Below are 15,139 nucleotides of genomic sequence, written 5' to 3' on the forward strand. Positions count from 1 at the left end.
TTATGCGTCGCGCCCTGCTCTTGGCTCTCGCCGTGCTCGCCCTGCCCCTCCAGGCAGCTGATCTGAAGCCTTTCTCGGCCAGCTACACCGCCGACTGGAAGCAGCTGCCCATGAGCGGCACCGCCGAACGCAGCCTGGAAAAGAACGCCAACGGTACCTGGAGCCTGAACTTCAAGGCCTCCATGATGATCGCCAGCCTCACCGAACAAAGCACCCTGCGCCTGGACAAAGACACCCTGCTGCCGCAGAGCTACCACTTCGAACGTGGCGGCCTGGGCAAGGCGAAGAAGGTCGACCTGGACTTCGACTGGGCCAGCAAGAAGGTCACCGGCAGCGACCGTGGCGATGCCATCAACCTGCCGCTGAACCGTGGCGTGCTGGACAAGTCCTCGTACCAGCTGGCCCTGCAGCATGACGTGGCGGCGGGCAAGAAGAGCATGACCTACCAGGTGGTCGACGGTGACGAGATCGACACCTACGACTTCCGCGTGCTGGGGACCGAGAAGGTCACCACCAAGACCGGCCAGGTCGATGCGATCAAGGTCGAGCGCGTGCGCGACCCGAGCCAGAGCAAGCGCATCACCGAGCTGTGGTTCGCCAAGGATTGGGACTACCTGCTGGTGCAACTGCGCCAGGTGGAGACCGATGGCAAGGAATACGTGATCGTGCTGCAGGATGGCACGGTGGATGGCAAGACGGTTAAGGGTAACTGATCGCTGTCCTGGTAATGGAAAACCCCGCCTGGTGCGGGGTTTTCTTTTGCCCGGCTTTTTGTGTTATCGGTACCAGCCCGCGCCTACAAGCACAGCGTGATCCCGGCAGGCGCGGGCCGGCCCAGACACCTTTCATGAACATTGTTTCATGGCTGTTTTATTTACTTAGCCTGCTAACAAACTCTATAAAGAAGACCTGCGACACAGTGCCGCAGCTAACTGAAAGTGGAGTTTACCGATGACAGTCCAAGTAACCGAACGCGACGAATCGAGAATGTCCCACGAAGGCCTGGCCGCTGGCGTGCGGATCTGGGACGTACACCAGCAAGGCCAACTGGTCGGCATGTTCCACGACGAACAAACCGCCCACCAGTACCGCATGGAACTCGAATACCTCGAGAACCAGCGCCCCCGACAATAAGACCGACTTCAATGAAAAACCCCGCCTAGGCGGGGTTTTTGCTGCTTACCACATGAGATCGTCAGGGATCTTGTAGGCCGCGTAAGGATCGTCCTCATCCGGCTCCTCGACCTGGGTGTTGAGCAGCAGGATGCGCTTGGGGTCACGCTCCTGGATCTTCACCGCCGCCTCGCGCGGGATCACCTCGTAGCCGCCGCCATGCGCGACGATCGCCAGCGAGCCGCTGCTGAGCTTGCTGCGCATCAGGGCGTTGACGGCGATGCGCTTGACCTTCTTGTCATCGACGAAGTTGTAGTAGTCCTCGCTGTTGAGCTTGGGCAGGCGGGTGGCCTCGATCAGTTGCTTGACCTGCGCGGCACGGGCCTTCTGCTCGGCTTTTTCCTGGACCTGGCGGTTCAGCTCCTGGTCTTTCTTGGCCTTATCGGCCATGGCGTCCTTGGCCAGGCGCTGCTGGCTGTCGTCGACCTCGACCTGGCCCTTGTGCTCCAGGCGTTTCTGTTTCTTCTCGGCCTTGTTGGCCTGGGAGACCTGCTTCTGGTTGACCAGACCGGCCTTGAGCAATTGATCGCGAAGGGAAAGGCTCATCGGTGTTCACTCACTTATGCATCGGCTCAGCCGCAGCTGGGCAGGTTCTTTTCCTGACGCTTGGCTTCGCCCCAGAGGGCATCCAGCTCGTCAAGGTTACAATTCTCGATGGGGCGGCCACTGTCGCGCAATGCCTGTTCGATAAAGCGGAAGCGCCGCTCGAACTTGCGGTTGGCGCGACGCAGGGCGTTTTCCGGGTCTTGCTTGAGGTGGCGGGCGAGGTTAACGGCCGCGAACAGCAGGTCGCCGACCTCGTCCTCCAGCGCCTCGGCGTCGCCGTCGGCCATGGCCTGGAGCACTTCGTCGAGCTCCTCGCGGACTTTGTCCAGCACCGGCAGCGCCTCGGGCCAGTCAAAACCGACGGTGGCCGCGCGCTTTTGCAGCTTGGCCGCGCGCGACAGCGCGGGCAAGGCGGCGGGCACGTCGTCGAGCAACGACAGTTGCTCGGGGGTGCTTTTCTCGGCGCGCTCCTCGGCCTTGATCGCTTCCCAGCGCGACTTGACCTGGGCCTCGCTGAGGCTTGGCGTGTCGAGCGGCGCGTAGAGGTCGCCCGTGGGGAACACGTGCGGATGGCGGCGGATCAGCTTGCGGGTGATCGCGTCGACCACGCCCTCGAAAGCGAAACGCCCCTCCTCGCGGGCCAGCTGGCTGTAGTAGACGACCTGGAACAGCAGGTCGCCAAGCTCGCCTTGCAGGTGCTCGAAGTCGCCGCGTTCGATGGTGTCGGCGACTTCGTAGGCTTCCTCGATCGTGTGCGGGACGATGCTCGCGTAGTCCTGCTGCAGGTCCCAGGGGCAGCCGTGCTGCGGGTCGCGCAGGCGGGCCATGAGGTGGAGCAGGTCGTTGAGGGTGTAGGTCATGGTCTGGCAGGTCCTTCGGTGGCGCCTTCATCGCTGCGACTTGCACCGCGATAAAGGCGACGCGATCTCAAGGCGTACGATTACGCCGCGTCTCGATGATGTTCGGCAACTGCGAGATCCGCCCCAGCAAACGCCCCAGCGCGTCCAGGCCGGGAATCTCGATGGTCAGCGACATCAGCGCGGTGTTGTCGTCCTTGTTCGAGCGGGTGTTGACCGCCAGCACGTTGATCTTCTCGTTGAGCAGCACCTGCGACACGTCGCGCAGCAGGCCCGGGCGGTCGTAAGCGCGGATGACGATGTCGACCGGGTAGGTCTGCACCGGGATCGGCCCCCAGCTCACCTGGATCATGCGCTCCGGCTCCTTGCCCGCCAGTTGCAGCACCGAGGCGCAGTCCTGGCGGTGAATGCTCACGCCACGACCCTGGGTGATGTAACCGACGATGGCATCGCCCGGCAGCGGCTGGCAGCAGCCAGCCATTTGCGTCAACAGGTTGCCCACGCCCTGGATCTGGATGTCGCCACGCTTGCCCGAGCGGATGCCCCGCGCCTGGCGCGGAATCAGCTCGACCTGCTCGATGCGCTCCGGCTCGAGCAACTGCTGGGCGGCGTTGACCATGTGCGCCAGGCGCAGGTCCCCGGCGCCGAGGGCGGCGAACATGTCTTCGGCGGTCTTGACGTTGGCCTTCTCGGCCAGGCGCTCGAAGTCCACCTGCGGCAGGCCCAGGCGGCTGAGCTCGCGCTCGAGCAGGGTCTTGCCGGCGGCGACGTTCTGGTCACGGGCCTGCAACTTGAACCAGTGGACGATCTTCGCCCGCGCCCGCGAGGTGGTGACGTAGCCCAGGTTGGAGTTCAACCAGTCACGGCTCGGGCTGCCGTGCTTGCTGGTGATGATCTCCACCTGCTCGCCGGTTTGCAGGCTGTAGTTGAGCGGCACGATGCGCCCGTTGATCTTCGCGCCCCGGCAGTTGTGGCCGATCTCGGTGTGCACGCGGTAGGCGAAGTCCAGCGGCGTGGCGCCCTTGGGCAGGTCGATGGCGTGGCCGTCGGGGGTGAACACGTAGACCCGGTCGGGTTCGATGTCCACGCGCAACTGCTCGGCCAGGCCGCCGATGTCGCCCAGTTCCTCGTGCCACTCCAGCACCTGGCGCAGCCAGGAGATCTTCTCTTCGTAGTGGTTGGAGCTGGACTTGACGTCGGTGCCCTTGTACTTCCAGTGGGCGCAGACGCCCAGCTCGGCTTCCTCGTGCATGCCGTGGGTGCGGATCTGCACCTCCAGCACCTTGCCTTCGGGGCCGATCACGGCGGTGTGCAGCGAGCGGTAGCCGTTCTCCTTGGGGTTGGCGACGTAGTCGTCGAACTCCTTGGGAATGTGCCGCCAGAGGGTGTGGACGATGCCCAGCGCGGTGTAGCAGTCGCGGATCTCCGGCACCAGCACGCGGACCGCGCGCACATCGTAGATCTGGCTGAACTCCAGCCCCTTGCGCTGCATCTTGCGCCAGATCGAATAGATGTGTTTCGCCCGGCCGCTGATGTCGGCCTTCACGCCCGTGGCCAGCAGCTCGTTCTGCAACTGGTTCATCACGTCGCTGATGAAACGCTCGCGGTCGAGCCGGCGCTCGTGCAGCAGCTTGGCGATCTGCTTGTACTGGTCGGGTTCGAGGTAGCGGAAGGACAGGTCCTCCAGCTCCCACTTGATGTGGCCGATGCCCAGGCGGTGGGCCAGTGGCGCATAGATGTCGAACACCTCGCGGGCCACGCGCATGCGTTTTTCTTCATCGGCGGCCTTGACCGCGCGGATCGCACAGGTGCGCTCGGCCAGCTTGATCAGTGCCACGCGCACGTCGTCGACCATGGCCACGAGCATCTTGCGCAGGTTCTCGACCTGCGCCTGCGAGCCGAGCACCAGCGACTGCCGCGGGCTGAGGCTGGCGCTGATGGCGGCCATGCGCAGCACGCCATCGATCAGCTTGGAGACCACCGGGCCGAAACGCTGGCCGACCTCGGCGAGGGTGACCTTGCCTTCGCGCACCGAGCGGTAGACCACAGCGGCGACCAGCGAGTCCTGGTCGAGCTTCAGGTCGGCGAGAATTTCCGCGATCTCCAGGCCCGCCTGGAAGCTGGACGTACCATCGGCCCAGGAGTGCTTGGCCGGGTTGCCCTTCTTCTCGACTTCCTGGGCGAATTCGCACGCTTGCTTGAGCGCCGTTCGGTCGAGCGCCGAATCGACGCTCACCACATGATCCAGCCATGCTTCGAGATTGATACTGCCGTCGGTGTTGACCGGCTGGTGGACTCTCACCTGTACCATGTTTCGTTTACCTTTCCATACAGCACGCCACGCGGGCGCGCTGGCAATCAACCGTACGTTTCCACTTCCCTGGAAGCCGCACCAAGGGGCTGCGTTCAGCCCACTTCGAATAACGCCATGGCCTCGACATGCGCCGTCTGAGGAAACATGTCGAGAATCCCGGCCCTTTTTAACCGGTACCCCTGGCCGACCAGCACCTGCGCATCTCGCGCCAGTGTGGCCGGGTTGCACGATACGTAGACCAGCCGTTTCGCCCCGAGGCGAGCGATGTCACGCACCACCTCGAAAGCACCGTCGCGCGGTGGGTCCAAGAGTACCGCAGAAAAGCCATCGGCGGCCCATCCGGCGCCGGCCAAAGGCTGCGATAAATCGGCCTGAAAAAAACGCGCATTATGCACTTCGTTGTTTCGGGCGTTGGCCGCGGCCCTGTCGACCATGGCCTGCACCCCCTCCACCGCCACCACTTCGCGGGCCTGGCGGGCCAGCGGCAGGGCGAAATTGCCCAAGCCGCAGAACAGGTCCAGCACCCGCTCGTCGGCCTGCGGCGCGAGCCAGGCCAGGGCCTGCTCGATCATCGCGGTATTGACCTGGGCGTTGACCTGGACGAAATCGCCCGGCCGCCAGGCCAGCTCCAGCCCCCACGGTTCCAGGGCAAAGCCCAGCGTCGCAGCGGGGTCGAGCGGCGCCGGCTCGCCTTCGCCCTGCAGCCATAGCTGCGCGCCGGCCTGGTCGCAGAACGCCCGCAGGCGTGCGATGTCCGCTTCCGGCAGCGGCGCGACGTGGCGCACCAGCACCGCCTCGGCGCTGCCGCTGAACAGCTCGACATGCCCCAGGGCCTGCGGCTTGCCCAGGCTGCGCAGCACGGTCGGCAGGTGACGCAGAATCGATTGCAAGGGCTGTACCAGCACCGGGCAATCATCGATTGCGACGATCTCCTGGCTGGCCTCGGCACGGAAGCCGACGTCCAATTGACGCGCCTTGGGGTCCCAGCGTACCGCCAGCCGCGCGCGGCGCCGATAACCGAATTCCGGGCCCGCCAGCGGCGCGGCCCATTCCTCGGGCTGCACGTTGGCAACCCGTTGCAACTGCTCGGCCAGCAGGCGCTGCTTGAGCGCCAATTGGCCGTCGTGCGGCAGGTGTTGCAGGTTGCAGCCACCGCAACGGGCGTAGTGCCGGCACGGTGCCTCGCGGCGTTCGGGGCTGGCCTGCAGGACACGCTCCAGGCGCGCCTCGACCACCTTGCCACGGGCGTTGAGCACCCGCGCCTCGACCGCTTCGCCGCCCAAGGCGCCGCTGACGAACCAGGTGCGCCCCTCGAGGAAGGCGATGCCGCGGCCGTCACCGGCCAGGCGCTCGATATCCAGGCGCTGCTTCTTGCCCACCGGCACCTGCGGCGCGCGGTTGCCACCGGCCGGCTGGAAGCGCAGGCCGCCGTTGCTTTTCTTCTTGCTCATCAGGTCGCGTCGAACAGGCCAGTGGACAGGTAGCGGTCGCCACGGTCACAGATGATCGCCACCATCACCGCGTTTTCCACCTCACGGGACAGGCGCAACATGGCCGCCACCGCACCGCCGGAGGACACGCCGCAGAAAATGCCCTCTTCGCGGGCAAGGCGGCGGGTGGTGTCTTCGGCTTCCTGTTGCGACATATCGACCACGCGGTCGACCCGGGTGGCGTCGAAGATCTTCGGCAGGTATTCCTCGGGCCAGCGGCGGATGCCGGGGATGGCCGAGCCTTCCATCGGTTGCAGGCCGACGATCTGCACCGCCGGGTTCTGCTCCTTGAGGTACTGCGAGCAGCCCATGATGGTGCCAGTGGTGCCCATGGAACTGACGAAGTGGGTGATGGTGCCTTGGGTCTGCTGCCAGATTTCCGGGCCGGTGCTGGTGTAGTGGGCGATCGGGTTGTCGCCGTTGGCGAACTGGTCGAGGACCAGGCCACGGCCCTCGGCCTGGAGCTTCTCGGCCAGGTCGCGGGCCCCTTCCATGCCCTCTTCCTTGGTCACCAGGATAAGCTCGGCGCCGTAGGCGGTCATCGCCGCCTTGCGCTCGGCGGTGGAGTTGTCGGGCATGATCAGGATCATCTTGTAGCCCTTGATCGCCGCCGCCATGGCCAAGGCGATGCCGGTGTTGCCGGAGGTGGCCTCGATGAGGGTGTCACCGGGCTTGATCTGGCCGCGCAATTCGGCGCGGGTGATCATCGACAACGCCGGGCGGTCCTTCACGGACCCGGCCGGATTGTTGCCTTCGAGCTTGAGCAGCAGGGTATTGCTGGTCTGCCCGGCGATACGCTGCAGGCGAACCAGGGGGGTGTGGCCGACGCAATCGGCGATGGTTGGGTACTGCAGGGTCATGGCGTATTTCACAATCCGGGCGGCAGGGGCGCCTATCATACCGGCAAACCTTTCTTGGCCATATCACGCAATCTGCAGTGCATATAGCCGACAGCTATAAGCCGGGAGTGAGGCCATCGCGGGGCAAGCCCGCTCCTACAAGCACCGCGCCGAGCCTGAAGGCAGCCGCGCGCCTGTGGGGGCGGGCTCGCCCCGCGAGGGGGCCGGCACTGCCGCCAACAGGCGCATGCACACCCGCAGCCCGCGCGCCCCATTCTCCGCCCACACCGTACCGCCCTGGCGCCGCACCGCGCTGCGGGCGATGCTCAAGCCCAGCCCGAACCCACCATCCCCGGGCCGCGAACCGTCCAGCCGCGAGAACGGCGCGAAGATCCGCTCCAGTTCCTCCTCGTCCACGCCACCGCCCTGGTCTTCCAGGGCGATGCGCCAGTGGTTGCCCTCACGCTGCCCGCCCAGGGTCACCCCTGCGCCCTCCGGCGAGTGGCGCACGGCGTTGCGCAGCATGTTCTCCAAGGCCTGGGCCAGGTGGTTGAGGTTGCCCTGCACCCAGCAACTGGCCGGCAGCTCGCAACGCAGGCGCGCTGGCGACCAGCCGCTTTCATAGCAGGCGTTTTCCACCAGCAGGTCCCACAGCGCCTGAAGCTGGATCGGCTCCAGGCTCATCGGTGCGCGTTCGGCGTCCTGCCAGGCCAGTTGCAGGGTGTCCTCGACCAACTGCTGCATGCCGTCCACCTCGCGCAGCAGGCGCTCGCGAAGACGCTGCAGGTCGGTCTCGCCCTCGCCGGCCACGCGCAGGCGGCTGAGCGGGGTGCGCATCTCGTGGGAAAGGTCACGCAATAATTGTTGCTGCAACGCCACGGTGCCCTGCAGGCGCTCGGCCATCTGGTCGAAGGCGCGGGCCAGTTCGCCCAGTTCGTCGTGGCGATCCAGGGTGCGTGGCTCCAGGCGCGCCGACAGCTGGTCGGCGCGCCAGGCGTTGGCCTGCTCACGCAACTGGTTCAGCGGCACGATCAACATGCGGTAAAGGCCCACGCACAGCAGCAGGGTGAACAGCCCTGGGATCACGCCGTTGGTGATGACCCGCCAGAACAGCCGGTATTGCCCAGGGTTCAAGCGCTTGGGCAGCTCGATCACCAGCATGCCCTGCTCCGGCATGCCGGGGAACGGCAGGCTCAACCAGGGCTGGCCGACGCTGCGCCGGCTCATCGGCCAGTCGACGCCGCGCAGGCGGGTCAAGTGCTGGATTTCTTCACGGGCCAGGGTGGTGGTGCCCAGCGGATGCAAGCCGGTATCGAGCACTCCGGCCCAACCCGGCTCGCGCTGGCGCAGGGTCACCAGCCAACGGTCGACCCCCTCGCGCCCACCTTGCCGCCAGGCCTGCTCGGCCTCGGCGGCGTAGCCACGCAGCAATTGGCGGGCTGAGCCGGAGAGGAAGGCATCCTGGGTCTCCATGTGCCGGCCCCAAGTGTAGCTCAGGCCGATCATCAACAGGCAGAAGCCCACCAACAGCACGGCGAGCTTCCAGAACAGCGAGTGGCGGTCGAGCACCTTCAGTCCGCCTCGCCGAGGCAGAACACGTAGCCCTTGCCCCATACCGTGCGCACCTGGCGCTCGTGGTAGCCGATGGCCTTGAGCTTGCGGCGGATCTGGCTGACGTGCATGTCCAGGCTGCGGTCGTCGCGCGAATAGCCGCGCTGCAGCACCTGCTGATAAAGGAAGGGTTTGCTCAGCACTTCATCCTGGCTGCGGTTGAGGGTGTCGAGCAGGCGGTACTCGCTAGGGGTCAGGCCGGCCCAACGCGTGCCGAGGGCGACGTCGCAGGCCTGTTCGTCGAAACGCAATTGCCCCGGCAGCGCCTCGAGCGGGAACGGGTGGCGGCGCTCCAGGGCGACGCGGCGCAGGATCGCCTCGATGCGCACGCGCAACTCGGCCAGGCTGAAGGGCTTGGGCAGGTAGTCGTCGGCACCGCGTTGAAAGCCGGTGATGCGATCGGCCTCGGCACCGAGGGCGGACATCAGGATGACGGGCGTGGCACTGTGCCGGCGCAACTGGGCGAGGGCATCGAGGCCATTGAGGCCGGGCAGGAGAATGTCCATCAGGACCACGTCGAACGCCTGTCGGCCCGCGGTCTCCAAACCGTCCAGGCCATTGCGGCACCAAGTCACGCGAAAACCGCCACGCTGCAATTCGTCGTGCAGGTAGGCGCCAAGGACCGGGTCGTCCTCGATGGCGAGGATGGAGGAGTCGTGAATGGATACGCTATTCATTGGCAACTGCCATGGATTCTCAATTGCGCGATTATTGGGCAGGCCCGGTGATCTGGCAACCTGATCGCGACCAAAGCATCACCTGTGCAGTCGCCGGCGCTCTCGCGGGACAAGCCCGCCCCCACAGGCAACCGTTGTCTTCAAAATCAGCGGGGGCCTTTGGGAGCCGGCTTGCCCCGCGAGAGGGCCACAAAAACCGATACAAATAAGTGCATTAGCGCCCACGCGGGAGTAACGTTCCCCGGAGGTGGATCCACACGCGACCACCGACACGCACATGACAGGAGACCAGTGTGCTCGATCGTTTGGGAATCAGAAGCCGGGTCCTGCTGCTGGCCCTGCTGCCCGCCGGCCTCATGGCGCTGGTGCTGGGCAGCTATTTCACCTGGTTGCAGCAGAATGAGTTGCGCAGCCAACTGCTGCAGCGCGGCAAGATGATCGCCGAGCAGCTCGCCCCGCTGGCCGCCCCGGCCCTGGCGCAGCTGGCCCAGGAACACCTCGAGCGCATCGCCTCCCAGGCCCTGGAGCAGGCCGACGTGCGCGCCGTGGCGTTCCTCACCCCGGACCGTTCGCGCCTGGCCCACGCCGGCCCCAGCATGCTCAACCAGGCGCCCAGCGGTGGCACCGGCACGCAACTGCTGCAACGCAGCGGCAACGACGCCACGCGTTACCTCATGCCAGTGTTCGGCCATCACCGCGACCTGGCCACCAACGCCGTGCCCGCCGAGACCGAACGCCTGCTGGGCTGGGTCGAGATCGAACTGTCCCACGACGGCACCCTGCTGCGCGGCTACCGCAACCTGTTCACCAGCCTGGTGCTGATCTTCGCCTGCCTGAGCCTGACCACCCTGCTCGCCCTGCGCATGAGCCGGGCGATCAACGGCCCGATCGGGCGTATCAAGCACGCGGTCAACCAGCTCAAGGACGGCAACCTCGAAGAACGCCTGCCAGCCATGGGCAGCTACGAACTGGACGAGTTGGCCGGCGGTATCAACCGCATGGCCGAAACCCTGCACAACGCCCACGAGGAACTGCAGCACAGCATCGACCAGGCCACCGAGGACGTGCGCCAGAACCTGGAAACCATCGAGATCCAGAACATCGAACTGGACATGGCGCGCAAGGAGGCCTTGGAGGCGAGCCGGATCAAATCCGAGTTCCTGGCCAACATGAGCCACGAGATCCGCACCCCGCTCAACGGCATCCTCGGCTTCACCCACCTGTTGCAGAAGAGCGAGCTGACCCCGCGCCAGCTCGACTACCTGGGCACCATCGAGAAGTCCGCCGACAACCTGCTGGGGATCATCAACGAGATCCTCGACTTCTCCAAGATCGAGGCCGGCAAGCTGGTGCTCGACAGCATCCCTTTCAACCTGCGCGACCTGATCCACGACACCCTGACCATCCTCGCCCCGGCCGCCCACGCCAAGCAACTGGAGCTGGTCAGCCTGGTGTACCGCGACACCCCGCTGTCGCTGATCGGCGACCCGCTGCGGCTCAAGCAGATACTCACCAACCTGGTCAGCAATGCGATCAAGTTCACCCGCGAAGGCACCATCGTCGTGCGCGCGATGGTCGAGGATGAGCACGAAGACACCGCGCAGTTGCGCATCAGCGTGCAAGACACCGGCATCGGCCTGTCGCACCAGGACGTACGCACGCTGTTCCAGGCCTTCAGCCAGGCCGACAACTCGCTGTCGCGCCAACCGGGTGGCACGGGCCTCGGGCTGGTGATCTCCAAGCGCCTGATCGAGCAGATGGGCGGTGAGATCGGCGTCGACAGCACCCCGGGCGAAGGCTCGCAGTTCTGGATCAACCTGAGCCTGCCCAAGGCGCACGACGATGCCGAAGAACTGCCGCTGCAACCGTTGCTCGGCCAGCGCGCGGCAATCGTCGACCACCACGAACTGGCGCGCCAGGCGCTGGAGCATCAACTGGAAGACTGCGGCTTGAGCGTCAGCCTGTTCTCGTCCTTCGAGCAGTTGGTGCAAGGCGTGCAGGCCGCCAGCCAGGCGGGCCTGCCGTTCGAGTTCGCGGTGCTCGGGGCCAATGTTGGCGTGCTCACCCCGGAACAGCTCGGCCATTACCACCAGCAGCTCGAGCGCCTGGGTTGCCAGTGCGTGGTGCTGTGCCCGACCACCGAGCAGGCGCTGTACCCCCCCTTCCTGCCCAATGGCCACGGCCAGTTGCTGTCCAAGCCGACCTGCACGCGCAAGCTGCGTCGCCTGCTGATGGAACTGGTGCAACCCGCGCGCCCGGGCAGCGAGGCGCGGGTCATCAGCAACCAGCGGATGCCCAAGGTGCTTTGCGTGGACGACAACCCGGCCAACCTGCTGCTGGTGCAGACCTTGCTCGAAGGCATGGGCGCCGAGGTGCAGGCGGTGGACAGCGGCTTTGCCGCGGTGCAGGCCGTGCAGGACGAGGCATTCGACCTGGTGCTGATGGACGTGCAGATGCCCGGCATGGACGGCTGCGCCTGTACCGAGCAGATCCGCCACTGGGAAAGCAGCCAGAGCGGTCAACCGCTGCCGATCGTGGCGCTGACCGCACACGCCATGGCCAACGAGAAACGCGCCCTGCTGCACAGCGGCATGGACGACTACCTGACCAAGCCGATCAGCGAACGTCAACTGGCCCAGGTGGTGATGAAATGGACCGGCCTGAACCTTGGGGCGCCGCCCAAGGAGCGCCCGGCCGAGCGGTTGGTCGACAGCAGCGAGCTGAAGGTGCTCGACCCCGAGGAGGGGTTGCGCCTGGCAGCGGGCAAGGCCGACCTGGCCGCGGATATGCTGGCCATGCTGCTTGCCTCACTGGAGGGGGACCGCGAGGCGATTCGCGCGGCCCGTGAGGCGGGTGATCGCACCCAGATGATCGAACGCGTGCATCGCCTCAACGGCGCCTCGCGCTATTGCGGCGTGCCGCAGCTGCGCGCGGCCTGCCAGCGCAGCGAGACCCTGCTCAAGCAAGAGAGCCCGCAGGCGGTGCAAGCGCTGGAGGAGCTGGACCGGGCCATCAGCCGGTTGGCGGCGCAGGCGCACCTGAGCGCCTGAGCGTAAAACAGCGGCGGCCCTCTCGCGGGGCACGCCATCCTTGCAGGAGCGGGCTTGCCCCGCGATAGGGCCGCCCCAGAACATCACACTCCCATGCCCCGTCGAAGGAACCCGACCATGCGCGTCCTGTTGTTCAGCAGCCAGCACTACGACCAGGAAAGCTTCACCCAGGCCGCCACCCGCAGCGCCCTGGACCTGCACTTCCAGCCCACCCGCCTGACCCGCGACACTGCGCCCCTGGCCCAGGGTTTCGAAGTGGTCTGCGCCTTCATCAATGACGAGCTCGACGCCGAAGTGCTGCAGCGCCTGGCCGACGGCGGCACGCGCCTGGTCGCCCTGCGCTCGGCCGGCTACAACCACGTCGACCTGGCCGCCGCCGCGCGCCTGGGCCTGGCCGTGGCGCGGGTGCCTGCCTACTCGCCGCATGCCGTGGCCGAGCACGCCGTGGCGCTGATCCTGGCCCTCAACCGCCGCCTGCACCGCGCCTACAACCGCACCCGCGAAGGCGACTTCACCCTGCATGGCCTGACCGGCTTCGACCTGCACGGCAAGACCGTCGGCGTGGTCGGCACCGGCCAGATCGGCGCCGCGTTCGCCCGCATCATGGCCGGCTTCGGCTGCCAGTTGCTGGCCTACGACCCCTACCCCAACCCCGAGCTGCTGGCCCTCGGCGCGCGTTACCTGGAACTGCCCGAGCTGCTGAGCCAGTCGCAGGTCATCAGCCTGCACTGCCCGCTCACCGAGCACACCCGCCACCTGATCAACGCCAGCAGCCTGGCCCAGTTGCAGCACGGCGCCATGCTGATCAACACCGGGCGCGGCGCGCTGGTCGACACCCCGGCGCTGATCGACGCGCTCAAGTGCGGCCAGCTCGGCTACCTGGGGCTGGATGTATATGAAGAAGAAGCGCAGCTGTTCTTCGAGGACCGCTCCGACCTGCCGCTGCAGGACGACGTGCTGGCGCGCCTGCTGACCTTCCCCAACGTCATCGTCACCGCGCACCAGGCGTTCCTCACCCGCGAGGCGCTGGACGCCATCGCCGCGACCACCCTGGACAACGTGATCCGCTGGGCGGCTGGCAATCCGCAGAATCTGGTGACAGGTTGATGCTAGGATACGCGGCATTTCTGGAGGACCCATGGTCGAGCACGATTTCCGCTACACCCTATTCAACCCGCAACACACCCTGATCGAATGCCGCGCGCTGGTGCCGGGCCGCTACCAGGTGACCGGCAACGGCGGTTCGATCCAGAAGGATGACGTCCTGCTGGTGACCCTCAAGGGCAGCAAGGACTTGTCCATGCGCCTGACCGTCGAAACCGTGCGCCACCTGATCAACCCCCGCGGCCAGTGGGTCGCGGTGGCCAGCGGGCCGGCATTCAACGAGCTGGAAATCCTCAACTGGAAGGTCAAGTGCGACAGCTGCGCCAGCGAGCTCGACTTCGAGTTCGCGGTGGACGCCAAGCTCGGCAAGAAAGGCCAGCAACCCGCCGCCCGTGCCCGGGTCGCCGAGCTGGGCTGGGCCAGCCAGGGCGAAGGTCACCTGTGCCCACGTTGCCAGGGAAGCGCGCAGTGAAACAGCTGTTGACCGCCGCACTGATCGCCAGCGGCCTGCTCGGCTGCGCCGCCGAGCCTGCGAAGCTGCAACACGAGCGCAGCTACGTGCTGGAGTGGATCGGCGAGCGCCCGCTGATCGACTACAGCCACTTGACCCTGACCTTGGCCAACGATGGCCGCGCCTATGGCAATGCCGGCTGCAACCATTGGTTCGCCAGCTACAGCCTGGAGGGTGAGCGGTTGAGCTTCGGCAAGGTCGGCAAGACCCGCAAGCTGTGCGCGCCGGCACTGATGGAGCAGGAAACGCGCTTCCTGCACGCCCTGGAGACGGTGCAGCGCTGGGATGTATCGCCCATCGAGCAGGTACGGTTCTGGCCGGCCGAGGGCAAGCCGTTGCGGTTCTGGCCTGAGGAAGGCTGAAACGCAGCGCGGGGCAAGCCCGCGCCCACAAGGCCCCACGTGGCCCCTATAGGAGCGGGCGTGCCCCGCGATTGGGCTGCACAGCAGCCCCGACGCGCGATCAGGCCCCGCCCTTCAACGCCTTGATCTTCGCCTGCAACCCTTCGAGCGTCTGCTCGCCCAGCAACTGCTCCCGCACCTTGCCCTTGTCATCGATGATGTAGGTCACCGGCAATGCCTCGCTGCGTGGCAGTTCATAGCGCTCGGCCGGGTCCTGCGCCAGCACGGTGAAACCGATGCCCAGGGTCTCGCTCGCCTGCTTCAGGTCCGCCCCTTGCAACCCGTCGAAGTTCACCCCCACCACCCGGATGCCCTGGCCCTCCCATTGCTTGGCCGCCGCGTTGAGCTCGGGTATTTCCGTGCGGCACGGGCCGCACCATTCCGCCCAGTAGTTGAGCACCAGCCAGTGCCCGTCGAGCTGCTCGGCCTTTACCGTATTACCGTGCTGGTCCACGCCGTAGTCCGCACCGCAACCGCCGAGCAACAGGCTCGCGGTGATGGCCAGTGCAGCTGCCAAACGCCTTGCCATGGGTCAATCCTTCTCGAAGTTTTAAAGCCTGAAAGTC

General features: G+C 66.2%; 14 protein-coding genes. 6 read left to right on the plus strand and 8 right to left on the minus strand.

Annotated elements, in window-relative coordinates:
- Positions 1-2 precede the first annotated feature (2 nt).
- Together P0Y43_RS04515 and P0Y43_RS04520 are read left to right on the plus strand one after the other, a co-directional pair.
- A complete protein-coding gene (locus P0Y43_RS04515) occupies positions 3-713 on the plus strand; it encodes a DUF3108 domain-containing protein (protein WP_275636106.1) in 711 nt (236 codons plus the stop codon).
- 238 nt (positions 714-951) lie between these two features.
- Positions 952-1,134, plus strand: coding sequence for a hypothetical protein (locus P0Y43_RS04520; protein WP_275636107.1), 183 nt, complete (start codon positions 952-954; stop codon positions 1,132-1,134).
- A 45-nt stretch (positions 1,135-1,179) separates the two neighbouring features.
- Here the strand turns inward: P0Y43_RS04520 and P0Y43_RS04525 are convergent, their stop codons facing one another.
- From P0Y43_RS04525 to P0Y43_RS04555, 7 genes are all read right to left on the minus strand, one after another.
- Entirely contained in the window at positions 1,180-1,719 is a 540-nt protein-coding gene (locus tag P0Y43_RS04525) for a DUF2058 domain-containing protein (RefSeq protein ID WP_275636108.1), read from the minus strand.
- A 26-nt stretch (positions 1,720-1,745) separates the two neighbouring features.
- Positions 1,746-2,579 carry a nucleoside triphosphate pyrophosphohydrolase gene (gene mazG / locus P0Y43_RS04530; RefSeq protein ID WP_275636109.1) on the minus strand — a complete coding sequence of 278 codons (834 nt, stop codon included), beginning with the start codon at positions 2,577-2,579 and terminating at the stop codon, positions 1,746-1,748.
- Between the two features lie 67 nt (positions 2,580-2,646).
- A complete protein-coding gene (relA, locus tag P0Y43_RS04535; protein WP_275636110.1) occupies positions 2,647-4,887 on the minus strand; it encodes a GTP diphosphokinase in 2,241 nt (746 codons plus the stop codon).
- Between the two features lie 95 nt (positions 4,888-4,982).
- Complete coding sequence (rlmD, locus tag P0Y43_RS04540) at positions 4,983-6,341, minus strand: 23S rRNA (uracil(1939)-C(5))-methyltransferase RlmD (protein WP_275636111.1); 1,359 nt, start codon at positions 6,339-6,341, stop codon at positions 4,983-4,985.
- On the minus strand, positions 6,341-7,240 hold the full coding sequence (cysM, locus tag P0Y43_RS04545) for a cysteine synthase CysM (protein ID WP_275636112.1): 900 nt from the start codon (positions 7,238-7,240) through the stop codon (positions 6,341-6,343). Before cysM ends, rlmD begins: the two co-directional genes overlap by 1 nt.
- Positions 7,241-7,375: 135 nt before the next feature.
- Complete coding sequence (locus P0Y43_RS04550) at positions 7,376-8,788, minus strand: sensor histidine kinase (RefSeq protein ID WP_275636113.1); 1,413 nt, start codon at positions 8,786-8,788, stop codon at positions 7,376-7,378.
- 2 nt (positions 8,789-8,790) lie between these two features.
- Positions 8,791-9,507 carry a response regulator transcription factor gene (locus tag P0Y43_RS04555; protein ID WP_275636114.1) on the minus strand — a complete coding sequence of 239 codons (717 nt, stop codon included), beginning with the start codon at positions 9,505-9,507 and terminating at the stop codon, positions 8,791-8,793.
- 293 nt (positions 9,508-9,800) lie between these two features.
- On the opposite strand from P0Y43_RS04555, the gene P0Y43_RS04560 reads away from it, so the two are divergent.
- The 4 genes from P0Y43_RS04560 (at position 9,801) to P0Y43_RS04575 (ending at position 14,534) form a co-directional block, all read left to right on the plus strand.
- A complete protein-coding gene (locus P0Y43_RS04560) occupies positions 9,801-12,557 on the plus strand; it encodes a response regulator (RefSeq protein WP_275636115.1) in 2,757 nt (918 codons plus the stop codon).
- Positions 12,558-12,674: 117 nt separating this feature from the next.
- The gene (locus P0Y43_RS04565) at positions 12,675-13,664 is read left to right on the plus strand and encodes a 2-hydroxyacid dehydrogenase (RefSeq protein WP_275636116.1); all 990 of its coding nucleotides are present in this window, start codon (positions 12,675-12,677) and stop codon (positions 13,662-13,664) included.
- Between the two features lie 31 nt (positions 13,665-13,695).
- Positions 13,696-14,133 (plus strand): hypothetical protein, encoded by a 438-nt coding sequence (locus tag P0Y43_RS04570; RefSeq protein WP_275636117.1) that lies wholly within the window; start codon positions 13,696-13,698, stop codon positions 14,131-14,133.
- On the plus strand, positions 14,130-14,534 hold the full coding sequence (locus tag P0Y43_RS04575; RefSeq protein ID WP_275636118.1) for an META domain-containing protein: 405 nt from the start codon (positions 14,130-14,132) through the stop codon (positions 14,532-14,534). The genes P0Y43_RS04570 and P0Y43_RS04575 overlap by 4 nt, the downstream gene beginning before the upstream one ends.
- Positions 14,535-14,634: 100 nt before the next feature.
- On the opposite strand, the gene P0Y43_RS04580 is transcribed toward P0Y43_RS04575, so the two are convergent.
- Positions 14,635-15,102 carry a TlpA disulfide reductase family protein gene (locus P0Y43_RS04580; protein ID WP_275636119.1) on the minus strand — a complete coding sequence of 156 codons (468 nt, stop codon included), beginning with the start codon at positions 15,100-15,102 and terminating at the stop codon, positions 14,635-14,637.
- Positions 15,103-15,139 lie beyond the last annotated feature (37 nt).

The organism is Pseudomonas entomophila, assembly GCF_029193575.1.
Classification (GTDB): domain Bacteria; phylum Pseudomonadota; class Gammaproteobacteria; order Pseudomonadales; family Pseudomonadaceae; genus Aquipseudomonas; species Aquipseudomonas entomophila_G.

Excerpts from the sequence above, each read along its gene's own strand:
- P0Y43_RS04570 (WP_275636117.1), top strand. The coding sequence starts at position 13,696 with ATGGTCGAGCACGATTTCCGCTACACCCTATTCAACCCGCAACACACC.
- relA (WP_275636110.1), bottom strand. The coding sequence starts at position 4,887 with ATGGTACAGGTGAGAGTCCACCAGCCGGTCAACACCGACGGCAGTATC.
- P0Y43_RS04525 (WP_275636108.1), bottom strand. The coding sequence starts at position 1,719 with ATGAGCCTTTCCCTTCGCGATCAATTGCTCAAGGCCGGTCTGGTCAAC.
- P0Y43_RS04520 (WP_275636107.1), top strand. The coding sequence starts at position 952 with ATGACAGTCCAAGTAACCGAACGCGACGAATCGAGAATGTCCCACGAA.
- cysM (WP_275636112.1), bottom strand. The coding sequence starts at position 7,240 with ATGACCCTGCAGTACCCAACCATCGCCGATTGCGTCGGCCACACCCCC.
- mazG (WP_275636109.1), bottom strand. The coding sequence starts at position 2,579 with ATGACCTACACCCTCAACGACCTGCTCCACCTCATGGCCCGCCTGCGC.
- P0Y43_RS04565 (WP_275636116.1), top strand. The coding sequence starts at position 12,675 with ATGCGCGTCCTGTTGTTCAGCAGCCAGCACTACGACCAGGAAAGCTTC.
- P0Y43_RS04580 (WP_275636119.1), bottom strand. The coding sequence starts at position 15,102 with ATGGCAAGGCGTTTGGCAGCTGCACTGGCCATCACCGCGAGCCTGTTG.
- P0Y43_RS04515 (WP_275636106.1), top strand. The coding sequence starts at position 3 with ATGCGTCGCGCCCTGCTCTTGGCTCTCGCCGTGCTCGCCCTGCCCCTC.
- P0Y43_RS04555 (WP_275636114.1), bottom strand. The coding sequence starts at position 9,507 with ATGAATAGCGTATCCATTCACGACTCCTCCATCCTCGCCATCGAGGAC.
- rlmD (WP_275636111.1), bottom strand. The coding sequence starts at position 6,341 with ATGAGCAAGAAGAAAAGCAACGGCGGCCTGCGCTTCCAGCCGGCCGGT.